Origin of the sequence: Roseobacter weihaiensis (genome assembly GCF_020622345.1) — a bacterium.
GTDB classification, from domain to species: domain Bacteria; phylum Pseudomonadota; class Alphaproteobacteria; order Rhodobacterales; family Rhodobacteraceae; genus Roseobacter; species Roseobacter weihaiensis.
The window spans coordinates 329,550-351,363 of record NZ_JACNMO010000002.1 but is presented as its reverse complement, the minus strand read 5'-3'; the positions used below and the strand labels follow the sequence as shown (position 1 = coordinate 351,363).

General features: G+C 60.9%; 16 protein-coding genes and 1 tRNA gene. 7 read left to right on the top strand and 10 right to left on the bottom strand.

What is annotated here, in order from left to right; all coding sequences use genetic code 11:
• Positions 1–48: 48 nt before the first annotated feature.
• The 4 genes from recA to guaB form a co-directional block, all read right to left on the bottom strand.
• Positions 49–1,128, bottom strand: a complete 1,080-nt coding sequence (gene recA, locus H7847_RS03970) for a recombinase RecA (RefSeq protein ID WP_227268077.1) — start codon at positions 1,126–1,128, stop codon at positions 49–51.
• A 450-nt stretch (positions 1,129–1,578) separates the two neighbouring features.
• The gene (locus H7847_RS03965) at positions 1,579–3,909 is read right to left on the bottom strand and encodes an ATP-binding protein (RefSeq protein WP_227268076.1); all 2,331 of its coding nucleotides are present in this window, start codon (positions 3,907–3,909) and stop codon (positions 1,579–1,581) included.
• 72 nt (positions 3,910–3,981) lie between these two features.
• Complete coding sequence (locus tag H7847_RS03960) at positions 3,982–5,142, bottom strand: RsmB/NOP family class I SAM-dependent RNA methyltransferase (RefSeq protein WP_227268075.1); 1,161 nt, start codon at positions 5,140–5,142, stop codon at positions 3,982–3,984.
• A gap of 50 nt (positions 5,143–5,192) precedes the next feature.
• A complete protein-coding gene (guaB, locus tag H7847_RS03955; RefSeq protein ID WP_227268074.1) occupies positions 5,193–6,641 on the bottom strand; it encodes an IMP dehydrogenase in 1,449 nt (482 codons plus the stop codon).
• Positions 6,642–6,801: 160 nt separating this feature from the next.
• Here guaB and speB point away from each other — a divergent pair, with 160 nt between their 5' ends.
• The 4 genes from speB (at position 6,802) to H7847_RS03935 (ending at position 10,946) form a co-directional block, all read left to right on the top strand.
• Positions 6,802–7,812 (top strand): agmatinase, encoded by a 1,011-nt coding sequence (gene speB, locus H7847_RS03950; protein ID WP_227268073.1) that lies wholly within the window; start codon positions 6,802–6,804, stop codon positions 7,810–7,812.
• Positions 7,813–7,933: 121 nt separating this feature from the next.
• Positions 7,934–9,979 (top strand): ASKHA domain-containing protein, encoded by a 2,046-nt coding sequence (locus tag H7847_RS03945; protein WP_227268072.1) that lies wholly within the window; start codon positions 7,934–7,936, stop codon positions 9,977–9,979.
• Entirely contained in the window at positions 9,976–10,830 is an 855-nt protein-coding gene (locus H7847_RS03940; RefSeq protein WP_227268071.1) for a class I SAM-dependent methyltransferase, read from the top strand. The genes H7847_RS03945 and H7847_RS03940 overlap by 4 nt, the downstream gene beginning before the upstream one ends.
• A gap of 42 nt (positions 10,831–10,872) precedes the next feature.
• A tRNA-Gly gene (locus tag H7847_RS03935) sits at positions 10,873–10,946 on the top strand.
• A gap of 17 nt (positions 10,947–10,963) precedes the next feature.
• Here H7847_RS03935 and H7847_RS03930 read toward each other — a convergent pair.
• Positions 10,964–11,416, bottom strand: coding sequence for a hypothetical protein (locus tag H7847_RS03930; protein ID WP_227268070.1), 453 nt, complete (start codon positions 11,414–11,416; stop codon positions 10,964–10,966).
• A 77-nt stretch (positions 11,417–11,493) separates the two neighbouring features.
• On the bottom strand, positions 11,494–13,113 hold the full coding sequence (locus H7847_RS03925) for a long-chain-fatty-acid--CoA ligase (RefSeq protein ID WP_227268069.1): 1,620 nt from the start codon (positions 13,111–13,113) through the stop codon (positions 11,494–11,496).
• A 94-nt stretch (positions 13,114–13,207) separates the two neighbouring features.
• Here H7847_RS03925 and H7847_RS03920 point away from each other — a divergent pair, with 94 nt between their 5' ends.
• Positions 13,208–13,690: an acyl-CoA thioesterase gene (locus H7847_RS03920; RefSeq protein ID WP_227268068.1), complete on the top strand. Its 483-nt coding sequence runs from the start codon at positions 13,208–13,210 to the stop codon at positions 13,688–13,690.
• 2 nt (positions 13,691–13,692) lie between these two features.
• On the opposite strand, the gene pgi is transcribed toward H7847_RS03920, so the two are convergent.
• The 3 genes from pgi to zwf are packed head-to-tail and all read right to left on the bottom strand — an operon-like array spanning position 13,693 to position 17,420.
• Entirely contained in the window at positions 13,693–15,285 is a 1,593-nt protein-coding gene (gene pgi / locus H7847_RS03915; RefSeq protein WP_227268136.1) for a glucose-6-phosphate isomerase, read from the bottom strand.
• Positions 15,282–15,953 (bottom strand): 6-phosphogluconolactonase, encoded by a 672-nt coding sequence (gene pgl / locus H7847_RS03910; RefSeq protein ID WP_227268067.1) that lies wholly within the window; start codon positions 15,951–15,953, stop codon positions 15,282–15,284. Before pgl ends, pgi begins: the two co-directional genes overlap by 4 nt.
• 3 nt (positions 15,954–15,956) lie before the next feature.
• On the bottom strand, positions 15,957–17,420 hold the full coding sequence (gene zwf, locus H7847_RS03905) for a glucose-6-phosphate dehydrogenase (RefSeq protein WP_227268066.1): 1,464 nt from the start codon (positions 17,418–17,420) through the stop codon (positions 15,957–15,959).
• A 183-nt stretch (positions 17,421–17,603) separates the two neighbouring features.
• On the opposite strand from zwf, the gene H7847_RS03900 reads away from it, so the two are divergent.
• Entirely contained in the window at positions 17,604–18,551 is a 948-nt protein-coding gene (locus tag H7847_RS03900; protein WP_227268065.1) for a radical SAM protein, read from the top strand.
• A 13-nt stretch (positions 18,552–18,564) separates the two neighbouring features.
• On the opposite strand, the gene H7847_RS03895 is transcribed toward H7847_RS03900, so the two are convergent.
• Positions 18,565–18,834: an usg protein gene (locus H7847_RS03895; RefSeq protein WP_227268064.1), complete on the bottom strand. Its 270-nt coding sequence runs from the start codon at positions 18,832–18,834 to the stop codon at positions 18,565–18,567.
• Positions 18,835–19,064: 230 nt separating this feature from the next.
• Here H7847_RS03895 and gyrA point away from each other — a divergent pair, with 230 nt between their 5' ends.
• A complete protein-coding gene (gene gyrA, locus H7847_RS03890; RefSeq protein WP_227268135.1) occupies positions 19,065–21,779 on the top strand; it encodes a DNA gyrase subunit A in 2,715 nt (904 codons plus the stop codon).
• Positions 21,780–21,814: the final 35 nt, after the last annotated feature.

Sequence of the window (21,814 nt, the reverse complement as noted above, 5' to 3'; positions counted from 1 at the left end):
ACGGAGCGCGGGGGCCTCCCACGCTCCGTTTTTCCAGAATAAACCGGGTCAGGCTTCGAGGATATCGTCATCCTGTTTGCGCTCATGCGCGGGCATGTCGAAATCGAGCCCGTGGGCGGCGCGGATCTTGTCCTCGATCTCCAGCGCCATCTGGACGTTCTCACGTAAAAAGCTCTTGGCGTTCTCACGTCCCTGTCCGATGCGTTCATCACCATAGCTGAACCAGGATCCGGATTTATCGACCACACCGGCGGCCACCCCCAGATCGAGCAACTCCCCCATCTTTGAGATGCCTTCGCCATACATGATGTCGAATTCAACCTGTTTGAACGGGGCTGCAACCTTGTTTTTCACCACCTTTACGCGGGTATGGTTGCCGACCACCTCATCCCGGTCCTTGAGGGCGCCAATGCGGCGAATGTCGAGCCGGACAGATGAATAGAATTTCAGCGCATTCCCGCCGGTTGTTGTTTCGGGGGAGCCGAACATCACGCCGATCTTCATGCGAATCTGGTTGATAAAGATCACCATGCAGTTGCTGCGGCTGATGGAGCCCGTGAGTTTGCGCATCGCCTGGCTCATCAGACGCGCCTGTACCCCGACGGAGCTGTCGCCCATATCGCCTTCAAGCTCGGATTTCGGCGTGAGCGCCGCCACGGAGTCGACGATGACCATGTTCACAGCCCCCGACCGCACCAGCGTGTCGGTGATCTCAAGCGCCTGTTCGCCCGTGTCAGGCTGGCTGATGAGCAATTCATCGATATCGACACCAAGTTTTTTGGCGTAGGTCGGATCCAGCGCATGTTCTGCGTCAACAAACGCACAGACGCCGCCCGCTTTTTGCTGCTCGGCCACGCAATGCAGCGTTAGCGTGGTTTTGCCCGAGCTTTCAGGGCCGTAGATCTCTACGATTCGGCCCATGGGCAGACCGCCGATGCCAAGGGCGATGTCGAGACCCAGCGATCCGGTGGAGCTGGATTTGATATCCTGAACAGCGCCCTCGGCGCCCAGTTTCATGATCGAGCCCTTGCCGAATTGCCGCTCGATCTGTGCCAATGCGGAATCGAGTGCCTTTTGCTTGTCTGCCGATTTTTTGCTGTCCATGCTGAGTAGATCTGCCGTTGCCATTGCGTTTCCTCTTACTGTCACAGTTCGAAACCCTGGGCAATCATTGCCATGGATCGCTGTGTCTATGTTCTCATTACGTTCCTTATGAGATCAAAAAGAGAACATTTCAATCAAAATTTCCATAACTCATGTTTTTCCGAAACTGGTTAAGGAGTGGTTTAAGAAACCGTTTTGTTTAGGCCGTGGTCCGGAAGTACTTCTAAACAGACGGTTTTTAATTGGTTGGTTGGTCTCGAAACCACGTGATCTCGATCAAAACCTGATGTCATGGACATTCGGGATGGGATCTATTCCGCCCTATCCTCACTCAGGTTTTCAGTTAGAAATTCTTTGCACACAGGTGCCATCCAGATCTGCAAGTCGTCGGCAATGGCAGGCGAGTGCGTGCTCGGCACCGCTCTTACCACCCTTACAGCAGCTCTGGATCGCATGTCCTTTACGGCCCAAATCCTAGTGGAGCTGTCGATGAACTGTGTCCGTCAAGTCATTGAGCGAAAATGGCTTTGGCAGGAAGACGGAATTGGGAATTTTCATCTGCGCTTCGCCAAAGCTGTCCTCCGCATAGCCGGACACAAACACAACACGCACATCAGGACGGTCTTTCAGCGCCTCCTTGACCCAACTTGGGCCGTCCATACCCGGCATGACCACGTCTGTCACAAATACATCCACGTTCAGGCTTTCGTCTTCCAGCGTTTTCAACGCGGCTTCAGCAGAATCGGCCTCCAGAACCGTGTAGCCCCGAAGCCTCAACGCGCGGCTTGCAAACGCCCGTACCGGTGCTTCGTCCTCGACCAGCAGGATCACCCCATCGCCATGTTTGCCGGTTGGTTTTGCCACCTCCTGCCGTGGTGCCACAGGGATAATCTCGCTGTGTTCGAGCACGGGGAAAAAGAGCGTAAAGCAAGTGCCGGATCCCACGGTGCTATCGACGAAGATATACCCGCCCGTCTGTTTGATGATGCCATAGGCCGTCGAGAGGCCCAACCCCGTTCCCTCGCCCGTCCGTTTGGTCGTGAAAAACGGCTCGAACACCTTTTGCAACTTGTCAGATGGAATGCCAACGCCCTCGTCCGAGACCCTTACGGTGACATATTTGCCGACAGGAACGGTCACGCGGTCCCGGTTAAGCGGCTCCTTGAGGCGCTTGCATTGCGTATCAATCCGGATTTCCCCCCCGCCGGGCATCGCATCGCGAGCATTCACCACCAGATTCATCAGCACCTGCTCGAGCTGCCGTTTATCCGCCCGGATCGGCAAAAGCACAGGGTCATGCTTGAGCGTCAGCGTCACCTTTTCCCCAACCAGGCGGTTCAGCAGATGCGTCAGATCCGACAGCGTGTCGCGGATATCAAGCGTTTCGGGGCGCAAGGTCTGTTTGCGGGAAAACGCCAGCAGCTGACCTACCAGAGCGGCCGCCCGGTTCGCGTTCTGATTGATCTGCACCAGGTCACTGAAATCCGGATCCCCCTGATCGTGCCGCAACAACAGCAAATCGCAGTGGCCCGAGATGGCCGTCAGAAGGTTGTTGAAATCATGCGCAACACCGCCCGCCAACTGGCCGATAGCCTGCATTTTCTGACTTTGAACGAACTGTGCCTCCAAGGATTTCAGTTCTGTGGCGTCATTCAGAACGGCGATCAAAGCGGGCGCACCGCCCTGCGTGATCCGGTTCAGGGTCACTTGCACAAAAACTTCCTTGTCTATCCGCTTGAGGCGCAAAAACTCGGAGGTTTGCGATGTGCGCCCGGCGAGCGTTTCCTTCAGCCAATCCGTGATCGAGCGGCCCAGGCCCTCCATCAGTTCGGACAGATGGACCTCACCTTCCAGTGAGACACCGATCAGATTTGCCGCCATGACATTGAAAGCCTGCACATTGCCTTCGGGGCTGACCCGCAGCAAGGGGACAGGCAGGTTCTGGAACGCATTCCAGCCCTCTTCCGCGACAGTATCCGCAGCGGCGGGGAGCAAAAACAGCGCTCGTTTGTTATCACCTGCCGCAAGCTCACTGACCATGACGCGCACCTGCCCGTCATCGGTCGTCAATTCCTGTGTTTGACCGATCACAACGGGCAGGTTTTTAAAAAGACGGTCCAGCGTGTTGACGCGCCCGCCGATCAAGTTCCGTGCCGCCTCGTTCATATTAATCACGGCGTCATCGGCCCCGACCACGATCATCGGCAAGGTCGGCTCATCACTGTTTGCAGCAGCCTCGGCAACGTCGCTCAGACGCCAGATCAGCGTCCCAAATTCGGCCTGGTGTACATTCAGACGCCAGTGGCCCTTGCGTGTCACGATATCCTCATGCGCCGCCCCATCGCGGACCAGGCGGGTCGTTAAACCTGAAATCATTCCCGTGGGATTGGCGACGGTCTTGTCCAGCGTCTCGGCGACGGTCTCCTCCACCCCGGGGGCAAAACGGTTCTGTGCTGCTTTATTGCTGGCCAGGATGACGCCGTCAGCGTTGGAGACAAAGCTGGGCATCACATCCTTTGCAATCAGCGCCGACAACACGGTCAGGAACGCTCTGCTCTTGTAAGCATGCCGGACCACGAGGATCGCCAAGGCAGAACACAGCAGCACGAGCGCGGCGGCGGCTGCAAAGAGCGCCTTGCGCATGAGCGCATCCGGAGCGGCAAGCGCAATCACGCAGAGGGTTGCGGCCACGAGGATCACCGCGCCAAACTTTGCCTGCGCCCCAAGCGCAAACTGGGTCAGGCGTGAGGGAACTAAAGCGCTGGTGGACAATTTCCGGCTCCTAACAACGAATCGCACTGCCATCAAAGCGCTTGAGGGGTTAATCCCGGCTTAACTACGATCCGCCGTGCTCGCTTGAGTTGAATACGGCTTGCGCTATACCTGCGTCAAGTGTGCTGTGAAGAAGCCATCCCCATCCGGCGACACGTCAAAACGCCGCTGCAGGGTCGCCTCCCAGCCTGGGTTTGCTGCAAGAAAAGCCTCGACCTGGTCTTCGTTTTCCCGACGCAACACCGAACATGTCGCATAAATCAACCACCCCCCCGGGCGGACAAGACTGCCCGCCTGTGCAAGGATATCCTGTTGGAGATGGCACAGCTGTTTCAGTCGGTCGGGCGTCAGCGCCCACTTGCCACCAGGGGAGCGCCGCCACGCGCCGCTGCCGCTGCAAGGTGCATCGCAGAGCACCAGATCGAAGGGGGCCTGCTGTGTCACCTCTGCGCGGCTGAGGGCTTTGATCTCAACCTCTGCCCTCTCGGCGCGCCCGGGCAGGTCCTTCATGCGGGTCTTGTCCACGTCATGGGCAAAGACCCGGCGCTCGGGGTGGACTGCCAGGGCGAGCGCTTTGCCGCCGCCGCCGGCACAGTAATCAAGGCAGGTCTGCGCGGGCGGGAGCCCCTCCACCACCGCCTGGGAGGCGGCGTCCTGCAACTCCACCAGCCCGTCGGCAAAGGCCTTGGAAGTCCTGATCCTGCGGGCGCCTTCGGTCACGGTCAACGCGTGGTCTGCGCGCGGGTTATCCCGTGTTATGATGCCTTCTGCCTCAAGCCTCTTGGCAGCCTCCGTGCGTGACGCCTTGCGCGCACTCACCCTCAGGGTGACCGGCGCGCGGCCCTGCAAGGCCTGCGCTGTCTCAAGGGCCTGATCTGCAAGGCTGAGTTCAAACTCGGGGATCAGCCAGTCCGGCAGGTTCCAGCTTGCTTCGGGCCGCGCGGACTGGTCTGCCCTGCGCTGTTCGTCGGGGCTGAGCGGCGCTGGCGCGTAGCCTTCTCCGGTAAAAATGGTGTCGGGATCGATACCTTGGGACCGCATCAGCCCGATCATCAGGCCCCGCCCGGTCGCACCGCCGCCCAGAGCCGCCGCAGACTGTTTGACGCGCAACACGTCAAAAACGTGATCGCGCACGACCGCACGGTCCTTGGAGCCTGCAAAACGGCTTTGACGCGCCCACCGGGTCAAGGCTTGCTCCGCGGCCAACCCCTGCGCAATCGCATCCAGTATATCAATGGCAGCGGCGACGCGTGCGGCAGGTGTCACGGAGGCACTCCTTACATGAAGAATAGAATCTATCCTGCTGATACCAAACACTAACCAATGCGGTAGTTCGGACTCTCCCGGGTGATCTGTACGTCATGCACATGGCTCTCTTTGAGGCCCGCGCCGGTAATCTTGACGAAATTGCAATTGCGGCGCATCTCATCCACCGTTGCACATCCGGTGTAGCCCATGGCCGCCCGCAACCCGCCCACAAGCTGGTGCAGCACCGCTCCGGCAGAACCCTTATAGGCCACCTGCCCCTCGATCCCCTCGGGCACAAGCTTGTCGCTGGCCGCGTCTTTCTGAAAGTACCGATCCGCAGAGCCGCTGGCCATCGCCCCCAGGCTGCCCATGCCCCGGAAGCTTTTGAAGCTCCGACCCTGATAGAGAATGACATCGCCAGGGCTTTCATCGGTGCCCGCAATCATGCTGCCCACCATCGCGCAGGAAGCTCCAGCAGCAATCGCCTTGGCAAAATCGCCCGAGAACTTGATGCCCCCATCGGCAATGACGGGGGTGTCACCTGCCGCCGCCGCGCAATCCATAATCGCCGTCAGCTGCGGCACGCCAACGCCCGCAACCATCCGTGTGGTGCAGATCGAACCGGGACCGATGCCGACCTTGACCGCATCGGCCCCCGCATCGATCAGCGCGCGCGTCGCCTCACCGGTGGCCACGTTGCCTGCCACGATCTGCACCTCATTGCTGAGGGCCTTGGCACGGCGTACAGCAGCAGCGACCCCGTCGGAATGCCCGTGCGCGGTGTCGATCACGATCATATCCGCACCCGCGTCCACCAGCGCCTCGGACCGTTCAAACCCCGCGTCCCCCACGGTGGTGGCTGCCGCCACCCGCAGCCGCCCCAGATCGTCCTTGCAAGCCGTGGGGTTCAGCACCGCCTGTTCGGTGTCCTTGAGCGTCAAAAGCCCGGTCAGCTTGCCATTTTGGTCCGTGACAAGCAGCTTTTCAATGCGGCGCGCCTTCATCAGGCTGATGGCTTCTTCGCGGTCCGCGGGCTCGTGCAGGATGGCAAGATTGTCCGTGGTCATCATTACCGACACCGGCGTCTTGTCATCACTGGCAAAACGCATGTCGCGGTTGGTCACGATGCCCTGCACCCTGCCCTTGTCATCGACCACGGGAAAACCGGTCACCCGGTAGCGGTCCTGCAAGGCCTTGGCATCGGCCAGCGTCTGGTTTGCCTTCAGCGTGATCGGGTTGTAGACAATGCCGCTCTCAAACCGTTTGACACGCCGGATCTCGCGCGATTGCTCTTCGATGGAGAGGTTGCGGTGCACCACGCCAATACCGCCCGCCTGCGCCATGGCGATGGCCATGCGCGCCTCGGTAACCGTGTCCATGGCGGAGCTTAGCAGCGGGATGTTCATGGAAATGCTGCGGGTGACCCTGGTGCGGGTATCTGCGGTGGACGGCAGGACCGATGAGGCACCGGGCACCAGCAAAACGTCGTCAAAGGTGAGAGCCTCGCGAATCTCCATGGTCTACCTCGCAGGTGGAGTGTTCATTTGGCAGTTTCCTATTTCATGGGTCCGGCCAAATGGAAAGGGGCAAATTTTATCGCAAGGGCCTGCGCGCGCCATTGCCAAAAAGCGCCGCGAGGCGCAAAGCTGAGGGGAACCACCGCACCGGAGGCAGGGCATGACAGAGCACGGGTACGACAGCGGCAGGCTTGACCTGCCCTTTGTCGGGATTTCCACCTTTGCCAAGCGGCCCTACTGCGCAGACTGGCAGAGCCTTGAGGCTGAGGCCGCCATTCTGGGCGCGCCCTTTGATGCGGGCACTCAATGGCGGGCGGGAGCACGGTTTGGCCCGCGCGGCGTGCGCGAGGCCTCGACGCTCTTTAGCTTTGGACATGCCGGGGCCTATGACCACGAGGATGACGCCACCTACCTGCCCGAAGCGGTGCGGATCGTCGATATGGGGGATGCGGATATCATCCACACCGACACCGTGCAAAGCCACGCCAATATCGAAGAGGGCGTGCGCGCGGCCTTGAAGGCCGGGGCGCTGCCCGTGGTCATTGGCGGCGACCACTCAGTGAATATCCCTTGCATTCAGGCTTTTGGAAGCCGATCTTACAGTGGCGACCCATTTCACGTCCTGCAAATCGATGCGCATCTGGATTTCGTGGATGAACGTCATGGCGTGCGGCACGGCCATGGAAACCCGATGCGGCGCGCGGCAGAGCAGCCCTTTGTCACCGGGCTGACGCAGATCGGCATTCGCAATGTCAGCTCCACCGCCCGCGAGGGTTACGCGGATGCGCGCGCCATGGGCTCCGAGATCATCTCGGTCCGGCAGGCACGGCAGCTTGGCACAACCGGACTGGCCGAAAAAATCCCGGCACATAAACCCCTTTACATCACCATCGATATTGACGCGTTTTGCCCGTCGATCGCGCCTGGAACCGGCACGCCGAGCCACGGCGGATTTCTCTACTACGAAGTGCTGGAGCTGTTGCAGGCCGTTGCCAAAGCCCACCCGATCATCGGTCTTGATCTGGTCGAGGTGGCCCCGGATTATGATCCAACCGGAAGCACCTCGATCCTGGCCGCCCAGCTCTTGCTGAACACGCTGGGGTTCATCTTTCATGCGCGCGATCAGTCCCCGGCGCTGGTGCCACAGGGGTTCTCCTCACCCGCTTCATGAAGTTTATGACAAAAACGAAGAGGGAATGCCGCGCCAGATGCATTATGTGACGCGGATCGGCCCTCGCCCGCGGCATCGTAGGCTATCCTATGACCAATGAGTTTTTAAGGTGACAGCATCCATGACCAACGACCCTCTTGTGGTATTCACCCCCTCCGGCAAGCGCGGCCATTTCCCCACCGGCACCCCCATTCTGACGGCCGCACGCCAGTTGGGGGTTGATCTCGATTCGGTCTGTGGCGGTCGCGGCATCTGCTCCAAATGCCAGATCACGCCAAGCTATGGCGAGTTTTCCAAACATGGCGTGACCGTCGATGCGGATGCCCTCTCGGCGTGGAACAAGGTTGAGCAACGCTACAAGGACAAGCGCGGCCTGATCGACGGTCGGCGGTTGGGGTGTCAGGCCACGGTGCAGGGCGATGTCGTCATTGATGTGCCCCCCGAAAGCCAGGTGCACAAACAGGTGGTGCGCAAACGGGCCGAAGCGCGCGAGATCGTGCTCGACCCCTCGACCAAGCTCTACTACGTCGAGGTGGCCGAGCCCGACATGCATGACCCTTCCGGCGATCTGGAGCGGCTGCGCGAGGCGTTGCGGGCGCAATGGGGTCTGGAAAACGTCGCGGCGGATTTGCACATTCTGCAAAAGATGCAGCCCATTCTGCGCAAGGGCGGCTGGAAGGTCACCGTGGCGGTGCATCTGGGCGATGCGGAAAACACGCCTCGCATCATGAGCATCTGGCCGGGGTATTATGACGGCACCGTCTACGGCCTCGCGGTCGATCTCGGCTCCACCACCATTGCGGCACATCTGTGTGACCTGCAAACCGGGGAGGTGCTGGCCTCCTCCGGTGTGATGAACCCGCAAATCCGCTTTGGCGAGGACCTGATGAGCCGGGTCAGCTATTCGATGATGAACCCCGGCGGCGCGGATGAGATGACCCGCGCCGTACGCGAAGGCATGTGTGGCCTCTTTACCCAGATCGCGGCGGAGGCGGAGATCGACAAGGACCTCATCGTGGATGCCGTCTTTGTCTGCAACCCGGTGATGCACCACCTCTTTTTGGGGATCGACCCCTTTGAGCTGGGTCAGGCGCCGTTTGCCCTGACCACCAACAACGCGCTAAGGCTGCGCGCCGATGATCTGGATCTCAACATTCACCCCTCGGCGCGGATTTACCTCTTGCCCTGCATCGCGGGGCATGTAGGTGCCGATGCCGCGGCGGTCGCGCTCTCCGAGGCGCCGGACAAATCGGAGGACCTGGTGCTGGTCGTGGATGTGGGCACCAACGCGGAAATCCTGCTGGGCAACCGCGAAAAAGTGCTGGCCTGTTCCTCCCCGACCGGGCCCGCTTTCGAGGGGGCGCAGATCAGCTCCGGTCAGCGCGCGGCCCCCGGTGCCATCGAGCGGGTGGAGATTGATCCGGTGACCAAGGAACCGCGCTTCAAGGTGATCGGCTGTGATCTGTGGTCCGATGATCCTGCGTTCGCGGCTGAGGTGGGCCCGTCAGGCATCACCGGCATCTGTGGTTCCGGCATCATCGAGATGGTCGCCGAGATGCGGATCAACGGCATCGTCGATGCACCGGGCCTGATCGGTGCGCCCGAGCAGACCGGCAGCGCGCGGTGCTTTCTGGATGGGCGCACCTACTCCTATCTGGTTTATGACGCCACCGCAGAGGGCGGCCCCCGGATCACCATCACCAACCGCGATATCCGCGAGATCCAGATGGCCAAAGCAGCGCTTTATTCCGGGGCGCGCCTGCTGATGGACAAATTCGGGGTCGATACGGTCGACCGCGTCGTGCTGGCCGGTGCTTTCGGGGCGCATATCTCGCCCAAACATGCCATGGTTTTGGGGATGATCCCGGACGCCCCCCTCGACAAGGTCACCTCCGCCGGCAATGCGGCCGGAACCGGGGCCCGGATCGCCCTGCTCAATACCACCGCGCGCGCCGAGATCGAGGCAACCGTCAGCGCCATTCACAAGATTGAAACCGCGATTGAACCGCGCTTTCAGGAGCATTTCGTCAACGCGTCCGCCATTCCCAACGCCGTGGAGCCCTTTCCGATCCTGCGGTCCATCGTGAGCCTGCCCGACGACACCTTCAACACCGGCGGCGGTGATGACGGTGCGACCGGCGGGCGGCGACGGCGACGCCGGGCATGAGCGTCGCGCCCTCCGATCAGGCGGCCTTCTGGACGGGTGAGGCGGGTGAGGTCTGGGTCCGGCAGCAACGCTTCCTTGATGCCTTGATGGCCCCGGTTCTGGAGGGCGTTCTGGCACGGGCCGATTTGCAGCCCGGCCAGACTGTGTTGGACATTGGCTGCGGGACGGGCGACAGCACGATCCGTGCCCGGCGATCCTTGGGGGAGACCGGCCTCGCGGTCGGGGCAGATATCTCATCAACCATGCTCGCGCTTGCCAGAGATCGCGCGCGCGGCATCAAAGGCCTGCGTTTTATCGACGCTGATGCGGCCAGCTACGGATTTGATGGAGAAGAGTTTGACCGTTTGATATCGCGTTTTGGGGTGATGTTTTTTCCTGATCCAAAATCCGCTTTTCTAAATATAATCAAATTTCTAAAGCCTGATGCTCATGTTTCATTTGCCTGTTGGGGCACCATCGAGAACAACCCGTGGTTCACCGTCCCCGCGCGGGCCGCAAAGATGCATCTTGGAGCCCCTCCAAAGGTTGATCCGGATGACCCCGGCCCGTTTGCCTTTCGTGACCCTGCCCGGGTCAGCAATATCCTGCAGGCGGCAGGTTTTTACGCGATTGACGTCTGCCCGACAGAGATTTCTCTGACGCCGCCAGGCACAGTTGCCGAGATTGCTGAGACCGCAACATGCCTTGGCCCCGCATCACGGACGCTAGAACACTTTGGCGGCGACCGGGCAGATGCGGACAGGATTACCGATCTTGTTGCCGAGGCTTTCGAGGTTTTCACCACGGCGGACGGTCTGCAGGTCCCCGCAGAGATCAACTTTGTCACCGCCCGCGTCCCGGCTGCGCAATAATCCTTGACGCCCGCCCGGTCAGACCATATTCGAACGCATGTTGCGGGTATGGTGAAAAGGTATCACGGCAGCTTCCCAAGCTTTAGTTACGGGTTCGATTCCCGTTACCCGCTCCAACACAACGCCTTGCGGATCAGTTCAGCTCAAAGGTCAGACCAAAGGTGAAAAGCGCATCCAGGGAGTCGCCGTCTGCCGGGATGAATTGCACAAAGACATTCTTGTAGCGCGCCTGAAGCCCGGCCAGCGGAACGAGGTCGCCGGCAGAGTACCGGAATTCGTCCCCGTCCCCAGGGTAGATCGCCAGCGCGAAGAACGCGCCGACATCAAAATCCGTTGCGACCTCGTAGTCGTAGCCAACGGAGGCCAGCGCCGAAATCTCTTTGTAGCTGTTGTAGTAGAGGCCAACGCTGTAGTTCAGCTGTCGCTCCCACGTGAGAAAGACACCGGGGTTGAATTCCTGAAAGCTCCGCGTCGCATTGACGTGGTTTGAGCCCAACAGGATCGATAAGCGATCAGGTCCTGCTGAGGCGGCAACGGGGGCAGTCAGGGCCAGGGTTGCCGTCAGGCACAGGGCTATCGATTTCACGTCAAATCTCCTCTCGCTATGCGGTAGTTATGCTCCGCCGGTTCGCGTCGGTCTACCGAAAAGAGATTAAAACGGTTTTACGATGTGAGGAGTGACTTATAGGTTTCACGTAGGTCGCGCTTGAGCACCTTGCCCGTGGCGTTGCGTGGCAGGCTTTCGGCAAAGACCACCCGGTCCGGGATCTGCCAATGCGCGATTTTACCCTCGAAGATATGCAGCACTTCTGTCTCTGTAGGCTCTTGTTCAGGGGCCGCCACCGCGACCAGCACGGGCCGCTCGTCCCATTTGGGGTGGGCCACGCCAATGACCGCCGCATCTGCCAACGCAGGGTGGGCAATGGCGATGTTCTCCAGCGCCACCGAACTGATCCATTCACCGCCCGATTTGATGATGTCTTTCGACCGATCCATGATCGTCAGGTACCCGTCTGCATCAATCGTCGCAACGTCACCGGTGTTGAACCAGCCGTCTTGCAGCGTCTCCTCCGTGCTCATGTGGAAATACGCCTCCAGAATGAAATGCCCCCGCACCAGCAGGTCGCCCTGGGTCTTGCCGTCCTCCGGCAGGCGGTTACCGTTTTCGCCCACCAGCGCCAGTTCGACCCCCCAGGGGGGCCGTCCCTGGTTTTCGCGCAGCCGGTGCAGCGTCGCCGCGGGCATCGACAGGTGTTTGGCCAGCGGCTGGTTCACGCTGCCCACGGGCGACATCTCGGTCATTCCCCAGGCATGTATCGTCTCGATCCCATATTCCTCGCGAAAGGCTGTCATCATCGAGGGTGGACAGGCAGAGCCGCCAACAATGGTCCGTTTCAGGCTGCCGAGCCGGGTTCCGCAGTCGCGCGCCGCCGCCAGCAGCCCGAGCCAGATCGTGGGCACCCCCAAGGCAACGGAGACCTTGTAGCGGTCGATCAGCGCCACCAGCGACGCCCCATCCAGACCGGGCCCCGGCAGCACCATCGCTGATCCGACCATCGCGCAGGCATAGGGCGACCCCCAGGCATTGACATGAAACATCGGCACCACGGGCAGCACCACATCCATGGCCGAAAACCCCGCGCTGTCCTTCAGATTGAGCGCCATGCTGTGCAGCACCGTGGAGCGATGGGAGAACAGCACGCCCTTGGGATGGCCGGTGGTGCCCGAGGTGTAGCACAGGCTGGAGGCCGTCAGCTCATCAAAGACCGGCCAGTCGTAACCGTCATCGCCACGCGCCAGCAAGACCTCGTAGGGTATGATCTCGGGCAGGTGGCCGGCGGCATCGCCGATGTCAGCCTCCATCAGCACGATGTGCTTGAGCGTACTCAGCTGATCGCGAATTGCGGCAACCAGCGGCACAAAGGTGCTGTCGATAAACAGAACATCATCTTCGGCATGATTGATGATGTAGACCAGCTGCTCGGGAAAAAGGCGCGGATTGATGGTATGGCAGACAAACCCGGCACCCGAGGTGGCAAAATACACTTCCAGATGGCGCCGGTTGTTCCAGGCGATGGTGCCACAACGCGCCTGCGGAGAAAGCCCCAGCCCGTGCAGCGCCGAGGCCAGCTTGCGCGCATTGCGGCCCACCTGCCCCCAGGTGGTCTCTTCCACGCCGCCGCCGGTGTTGACCGAGGTGATCGCCGTTTGCGCATGGTAACGTTCCGCATGCTCAACCAGCGACGAAATCAACAAGGGGGTCGTCATCATCTGACCCAGCATCGCAGTCTCCTCCCAAAGATCCCGCCAGCGTGCAACGTCGAGGGGCTCAGCGCAAGGCTTGGCAAGCCTGAAGCCGCGGGGTAGAGCCTGCGTTATGACGCTTCTTTATCACACCCCGCTCTCCCCCGAGGCGCAATCAGAGCTTGGCATCGCCCCGCCTGCCCCGCTGGCGATGGCCGATCAGGTGCGCTTTTCCGAACTTGACGCGCTCTGCCATGTGAACAACGCGGTCTATCTGCAGTGGTTCGAACGCCTGCGCGTGAAATACACCCAAATCTGCGGTCTTTCGCGCAATCTGGGCGGCGAGACTGGGCCACGCATCGTGATCCGCTCGGGGACAATCCACTACATCCAGGAGATGCTGATGGATGAGAAATACGTGGTGACCTGCGGGTGCGCGGCCTTTCGCAACACCTCCTTTACCTTGCACCAGGAACTCTGGTCCGATGGGCAAAAGCGCGCCACCTTTGACTGTGTGCTGGTGCTGCTTCGACAGGATGGGTCGGGGCGCTATCCGATCCCCGAGGCTGTCCGTGACCGCTTCATGCGCGTGGACGGGGCACAGCCCGAAGCCTGAGGTCAGCCCGCGTGGCGCAGGATGTAGTCTACCAGCTGCGCGGTGGAGCCGTCCTTGCCTGCGGTATCCTTGCGGCCCTCGATCACGGGCTGCAACGAGGTGGCCAGTTCCTTGCCCAGTTCAACCCCCCATTGATCGAAGGAATTGATGCCCAGGATGACGCCTTCGACAAAGACGCGGTGCTCATAAAGCGCGATGATCTGGCCCAGCGTGAAGGGATCGAGCCGGGGGTAGACCAGAGTGACAGAGGGCCGGTTGCCCGCAAAGACGCGGTGGCGGGCCTGACGCTCCAGCGCATCCCCCTTGAACCCTGCGGCTTGCATCTTGGCGCGCGCCTCCGTCAGCGAGCGGCCCCGCATCAGCGCCTCCGATTGGGCAAGACAATTGGCAACCAGCAGTTTGTGGTGATGGGCCAGCTCAGGCTCATGCCCTTCGGCCGCGACAAGAAACTCACAAGGCACCACCCGCGTGCCCTGATGCAGCAGCTGGTAGAAGGCGTGCTGACCATTGGTCCCCGCCGCGCCCCAGACCACCGGGCCACTGTCGACCGTGACGGGTTCGCCGCCCATCTGCACGCTCTTGCCGTTTGATTCCATCTCAAGCTGCTGCAGGTAATCCGGCAGTTTCGACAGCCGCTGATCGTAAGGCAAGACCGCGCGGCTGGCGTAGCCGCAGACCTGCGCATGCCAGAGCCCGACCAGCGCCAGCATCACCGACAGGTTGTCGCGCCAGTCCGCAGCCTGAAAATGCCGGTCCATCGCTTGGCCGCCGCGCAGAAAGGCGTCGAACCCCTTGGGGCCGATGGCGATCATCAGCGACAGGCCAATGGGCCCCCAGACCGAATAGCGCCCGCCAACCCAATCCTCGAACCCAAAGACCTGCGCGGGCGGGATGCCGAAATCGGCGGTCAGATCGTCGGCGGTCGAGAGGGCGGCAAACTGTGTGCCGGGGTCGCCGCCGTGATCCTGCATCCAGGCGCGGGCGGTGCGCGCGTTGGTCATGGTCTCGATTGTCGTAAAGGTCTTGGAGGCGACAATCACCAGCGTGCTCTTGGCCTCAAGCCCCCGCAGCGTGTCGGCAATATGCGCGCCATCCACGTTCGAGACAAAGTGACAGCGCGGCCCGTCGTGATAGGGGCTGAGCGCCTCGACCGCCATCGCAGGCCCCAGATCAGAGCCGCCGATGCCGATGTTCACGACATCCGTAATCTCACTGTTGCGGATCTTGTCGGCAAAGTCCCGCATCCGGGCCAGCGTGGCCAGAACACCGGGCATCACATCGCGGCCCCCGACGTCGATCGGGGCCCCGTCAAGATTGCGCAGCGCCGTATGCAGGACCGCCCGTCCTTCGGTGTCGTTGATCGGGGCACCGGAAAACATCGCCGCGCGTTTCTCGGCCACGCCTGCGGCCTCGACAAGCGCGCCGAGCATATCCAGCGTCTCGGCATCCAGGTTGGTCTTGGAATAGTCCAACAGCATGTCGCCGGTCTGCGCACTGAAGTTCTGTGCCCGCCCGGCATCCTCAAACAGCGACAGGATCGTGCGACCCTTGATCTTTGAGAAACGTTTTGCCAGTGCGTCCCACTGCGATGTCAGGCTGCCCAATGAATCTGTCCTTCTTCCAAAACGGCATTGATGGGGGCCTCGAGTGGCGGTTTTCCCGATGCCTCTTCGAGCGCACGCCGCTTGTCCTCGCCAAAGATCACCAGATGCTTGTCCATCGCGCCCTTGAGGACCGGCGCGCTCAGAGTGATCCGCGGCTCGGGCTGGCTCTCTGTCTCTATGGCACAGACGGCGGGGGCATCCGGTGCCATTGCCTGCGCCAACCCGGTTGCGCTGGGAAAGAGCGAGGCCGTGTGCCTATCCGCTCCCATCCCCAGCAGCACCAGTGATAGGGGAAGATGCCCCGCCATATCCTCGGACAGCAGAGGGGACGCTTCAGCAGCACTCAGCCCCTCGCGGTAAAACGGCATGAACCGCGCCTTGGCGGCAGGTCCCTGCAGCAAGCGGTCGCGGATCAGACCCGCATTGGAGCGCGCATGGGTGTCCGGAACCCAGCGCTCATCCGTGAGCATGACCGTCACCCGCTCCCACGCCAGATCGGCGGCACTCAACACGTCAAAGACCGGACCCGGTGTGGTGCCGCCCGGAACGGCGAAGCTGGCCACGGGATGCACCAGCAAGCATTGCTTGAGCGCCCCGGCCAGAACATCGGCCACACGCATGTACGCCATGTCGCGATCAGGATATTCGATCAGATTCATATCTCACACCTTTTGCCATTCGCGACCGTCACGCCGTATCAGCTGCAGGGCTGCATCCGGGCCCTGACTGTGACTGTCGTAAGGTTTGGGCACATCACCGCGCTCTGTCCAGCCCTTGATGACCGGATCGGTCCACTCCCAGGCGGCTTCCACCTCGTCGCCGCGCATAAAAAGGGTCTGGTTGCCCCGGATCACATCCATGATAAGCCGCTCGTAGGCGTCAACACTTTCGCTGCCCTCAGGGCCAAGCGCCTCGGCAAAAGTCATGTCGAGCGGCACATCGATAAGCCGCATCCCCCCCGGCCCCGGTTCCTTGATGGTCACGCCAAGGGTAATGCCCTCATTGGGTTGCAGGCGGATCGACAGGATATTGCGGTGCCGCCCGGCATCTTCAGGAAAGATCGAATGCGGTGTGTCCTTGAACACAACGGTGATTTCGCTGGAGCGCGCCTGCATCCGCTTGCCGGTGCGCAGGTAAAACGGCGTGCCGGCCCACCGCCAGTTGGCGATATGGGTCTTGAGCGCGACAAAGCTTTCGGTGGTCGAGCGCGGATTTTCCACCGCCGTGCGATAGTCGGGGTGCGCATCGGCGTTTTCGGGGTCCGCCTCATACTGACCGCGCACGATGTGGTGTGGCTCCACCGGATCGAGGGCGCGGATCACCTTGAGCTTTTCATCGCGCACCGCGTCGGGGTCAAATCGCGCGGGCGGCTCCATCGCAATCAGGCACAAAAGCTGCATGAGGTGGTTCTGCACCATATCGCGCATCGCCCCTGAGCGGTCGTAATACTCGCCCCGCCCGCCAACGCCCACAGTTTCGGCCACGGTGATCTGGATGTGGTCGATGAACTGGCTGTTCCACAAGGGCTCAAAGAGCATGTTGCCAAAGCGCACGGCCATCAGGTTCTGAACCGTCTCCTTGCCCAGGTAGTGGTCGATCCGGTAGATCTGGCGTTCGTCGAAGTACCGCGCGAGCGTGGCATTGAGGGCACGCGCGGTCTCCAGATCGCGGCCAAATGGTTTTTCAACCACGATACGCGCCTCCCGGTCCGCCAGCCCCTGGCTTTGCAGCTTCTCGGCCAGAGGGCCAAAGAGCGACGGGGCGACCGAAAAGTAATAGGCCTCGACCCGGTCCTTGGAGGTAACCTTTTCGGTCAGCTCCTGCCAGCCGGCCGTCCCCTTGGCGTCGATCACCACATAGGAAATACAATCGAGAAAGGCGTCCAATGTCCCGTCTTCACAGGCCTTTCCGCCCCCAAACTCGCGAATGGCCGCGCCAACCAGATCGCGGTAGCCGGTATCGTCGATCTCCGAGCGCGCGGCCCCGATGATCCGTGCCGAGGCGGGCATCTGCCCGGCGCAGTAGCGTCTGAAAAGGCCTGGAAGGATTTTTCGCCGCGCCAGATCGCCGGTCCCGCCAAAGATGACAAGATCGAACGGATCGACAGGGATAACGCGAGAAACCATATTGTGGCACCTTTGTTGTCATGTTGGCGTCGGACACCCGACCCATGGCGCATCTGTTAGCGCAAACACCGCTTGATCGTAAAGTCTTCACAAGACTGTGCATCGAAAACAGGCGTCGTTTTCTTGCCTTCCGCTTAAGCCTATCGCAAACACAGCCAAGTTGCAGCAAGGAGCGGGACCAAAATGAAAGACCAGCTTGAGGCCAATCAGGGCAAGTTCCAAAACCCTGATGTCACCGCCGACGGTGCCCCCCGCGCGCGCGTCGCTCTGACCCGTCCCAAAACGCTTTGGTTCAATACCGGTACGCTGTGCAATATCCAATGCGTCAACTGCTATATCGAGAGCAGCCCGACCAATGATGCGCTGGTCTATATCACGGCCGGTGAAGTGCGCGACTTTCTGGATCAGCTCACCGCGCGGTCCTGGCCGGTGACAGAGATTGCCTTTACCGGCGGTGAGCCCTTCATGAACCCGCAGATGATCGAGATCGCCCGCGCATCCCTTGAGCGCGGCTATGATGTTCTGATCCTCACCAATGCCATGCGTCCGATGATGCGCAAATCGATGCAAAAGGGACTGGTTGCGCTACAGACGGCATTCCCCGGCAAGCTGACGCTGCGCATTTCGGTCGATCACTACAACCCCGCATTGCATGACGCGGAACGCGGCGTGGGGGCTTTCGCCAAGACGCTCGAAGGCATGCAATGGCTCCGGGACAACGGGTTTCGCATGGCGGTGGCAGGCCGCTCGATCATGGCCGACAGCGAGGCGCAAAGCCGGGCCGGATATGCCGCTTTCTACAAAGAGCACGGATTCGAGATCGATGCGCACGATCCGTCGATGACCGTGCTCTTTCCCGAAATGGACACCACCGTCGAAGTGCCCGAAATCACCGCGGACTGCTGGGGCATATTGAACAAATCCCCCAATGACATGATGTGTGCGTCCTCGCGCATGGTGGTCAAGCGCCGCGGGGCCGCGCGTCTCGCGGTGCTCGCCTGCACTCTGCTGCCCTACGCGCCGGAGTTCGAGCTTGGCGCGACCCTTGAGGAGGCCGAAAAGGATGTCGCCCTGAACCACCCGCATTGTGCGAAATTCTGTGTTCTGGGGGGCGCGAGTTGTTCTGCCTGACCGGCCTGACCTGCTAATGAAGGGTCAGCTCACCGGTCACGTTGCGCCATTCGCCGGGGCCGATCATCTTGCGGTGGGTAAAGCGCACCGAATGCAGTGGCCCTTCGATCTCCGACTGCCAGAATTCGACGAATTTAAACAGTTTCGGATGGTCTGGCGCGAGGTCATAGTCCTGCCAGACGTAAGTATTGAGCACATGCGTGTAATCCGGCATGTGGTAGAAGAATTCGGCTGTCGTCAGCCCGTAACCCTTGAGCATCATTTCTGTCTCTGACTGGGGCATTTCTTACCTCTTTACTGCTTCACTCTCGGCAGCATGGCATGAAAAAATTACTTTTCAATAAAAACAGCGTGTTATCACTTATCTTCTGCGGCTGCCAAGAGGCTGTGAACTCAAGGATTGCACCTTATGTGCGCCCTCTGTTATGATTGATCCACAAGATATAGACCCTGCGGGAAAATTGAGCAGACAACGTGAGCGACACACCACAACCTCCTGAAAACGATGATGAAATGATGCCCGAACGGCCCGCTTATGAGGGGCCGTCGGTCAGCATTGAGGACGAAATGCGCACGTCCTATCTCGATTACGCGATGTCCGTCATCGTCAGCAGGGCAATCCCGGATCTGCGCGACGGGTTGAAACCGGTGCACCGCCGCATTCTGTTTGCAATGCATGAGACCGGCAACAGCCACGACAAACCCTACCGCAAGTCCGCGCGACCCGTCGGCGATGTGATGGGGCAGTATCACCCCCATGGCGACGGCGCGATCTATGACGCGCTGGTGCGCATGGCGCAGGATTTCTCCATGTCGCTGCCGCTCTTGGACGGTCAGGGCAACTTTGGGTCGATGGATGGCGATAACCCCGCCGCGATGCGCTATACCGAAGTGCGCATGGACAAGCCGGCCGCCTATCTGCTCGCCGATATCGACAAGGATACGGTCGATTTTCAGGACAACTATGATGGCAAGCAGCAGGAGCCGACCGTGCTGCCCGCCCGTTTCCCCAACATGCTGGTCAATGGCGCCGGTGGCATCGCCGTCGGTATGGCCACCAACATCCCGCCGCATAATCTGGGCGAAGTGGTGGATGCCACGCTCGCGCTGATCGAAGAGCCGGACCTGACCTCCGAGCAATTGATCGACTATGTCCCCGGTCCCGATTTCCCGACGGGCGGTATCATGCTGGGCCGCACCGGGGCGCGCAAAGCCTATCTTGAGGGACGCGGCAGCGTCATCATCCGCGCCAAGACCCGCGTCGAGGAAATCCGCAAGGACCGCTGGGCGATTGTCGTGGACGAAATTCCCTATCAGGTGAACAAGGCCACGATGATCGAAAAGATCGCCGAACAGGTGCGTGAGAAAAAGATCGAGGGCATCGCCCATGTCCAGGACGAATCCGACCGCAACGGTGTCCGGGTGGTGGTCGAGTTGAAACGAGATGCAACGGCGGAGGTGGTGATGAACCAGCTTTACCGGTTCACGCCGATGCAGACCTATTTCGGCTGCAACATGCTGGCGCTGAACGGCGGGCGGCCGGAGCAGCTCACCCTGCGCAAGTTTCTGACCTCCTTCATCGACTTCCGCGAAGATGTTGTGGCGCGCCGCACGGCCTATCTGCTGCGCAAGGCACGCGAGCGCAGCCATGTGCTCTGCGGCCTGGCCGTGGCTGTGACCAACATCGACGAGGTGGTGGCCACCATCCGGTCGTCCGCTGATGCGTCCGCGGCGCGCGAAAAGCTGATGACCCGGCGCTGGCCCGCGCAGGACATCCTGCCCTATATCGCGCTGATCGACGATCCGACCCATACGGCCAATGACGACGGCACCTATAATCTCTCCGAGACGCAGGCCCGTGCCATTCTTGACCTGCGGCTTCAACGCCTGACACAGATCGGCGTCAAGGAAGTCACCGACGAGCTGGAAGAACTGGCGGGCAAGATCAAGGAATACCTTGAAATTCTGGGCTCCCGCGACCGGATCATGGGCATCATCGCCGAAGAGCTGCGCGAAGTGCGCGAGCTCTTCGCCGTGCCGCGCCGGACAGAGATCGTCGACTGGTCCGGCGATATGGAGGACGAAGACCTCATCGCGCGGGAAGACATGGTCGTGACCGTGACCTCCGGCGGCTATATCAAGCGCACCCCCTTGGCCGATTTCCGCAGCCAGCGGCGCGGTGGCAAGGGTCTCGCAGGCATGCAGACCAAGGAAGAGGACGTGGTCACCACCCTCTTTGTCGCCAACACGCACACGCAACTGCTGTTTTTCACAACCGACGGCATGGCCTACAAGCTCAAGACCTGGCGGTTGCCTCAAGGGGGGCGCACCTCCAAGGGCAAGGCCATCGTGAACATCCTGCCGATCCCTGCGGGCGTCTCCATTGCGGCGATTCTGCCGATCGACCGCGACGAAAAGGACTGGTCTGAGCTGCAGATCGTCTTTGCGACTTCGGCAGGGACCGTGCGTCGCAATGCGCTGAGCGATTTCACCAATGTGAAATCCAACGGCAAGATCGCGATGAAATTCGAGGACGAACATGCAAAGACCACTCTGATAAATGCGCGCATCGCCTCGCCAGACGATGATGTGATGCTGGTCACGGCTTCGGGTCGGGCGATCCGATTCCCATCGACGGATGTGCGGGTGTTCAATTCGCGCAGTTCTTTGGGCGTGCGGGGCGTCAAGCTGACCGGCGAGGACAGGGTCGTCTCCATGTCCGTCATCCGCCATTTTGACGCAACCTCCGATGAACGGGCGGCCTATCTCAAGATGCGGCGCGCCATGGCGGGGCTGGCGGATGATGCCGATGCGCCTGCGGACGACGAGGAAACCGATGCGAATGCCACGATCAGCCCGGACCGCTACGCAGAGATGTCGGCGGCTGAAAACCTGATCCTGACCCTGACAGCGGGTGGTACGGGCAAGCTCAGCTCCAGTCATGACTATCCCGTGCGCGGACGCGGCGGCATGGGCGTGCAGGCGATGGATAAAGCCATGCGCGGCGGGGCGCTGGTGGCGTCCTTCCCGGTAGAGATGGATGACCAGATCATGCTGGCAACCTCCAAGGGTCAGTCGATCCGGGTGCCGGTAGAGGGGATTTCCTTTCGCTCGCGCAGCGCGGGTGGCGTCCGGGTTTTTAACACCGGCAAAGGCGAAGAAGTGGTCAGTGTTGCCTGGATTGCGGATCAGGGCGAGGCTGAAAACGGCACGGACGACACGGCTTAACCGCATATCAACTGTTTGACGGCACCCTTGTACAA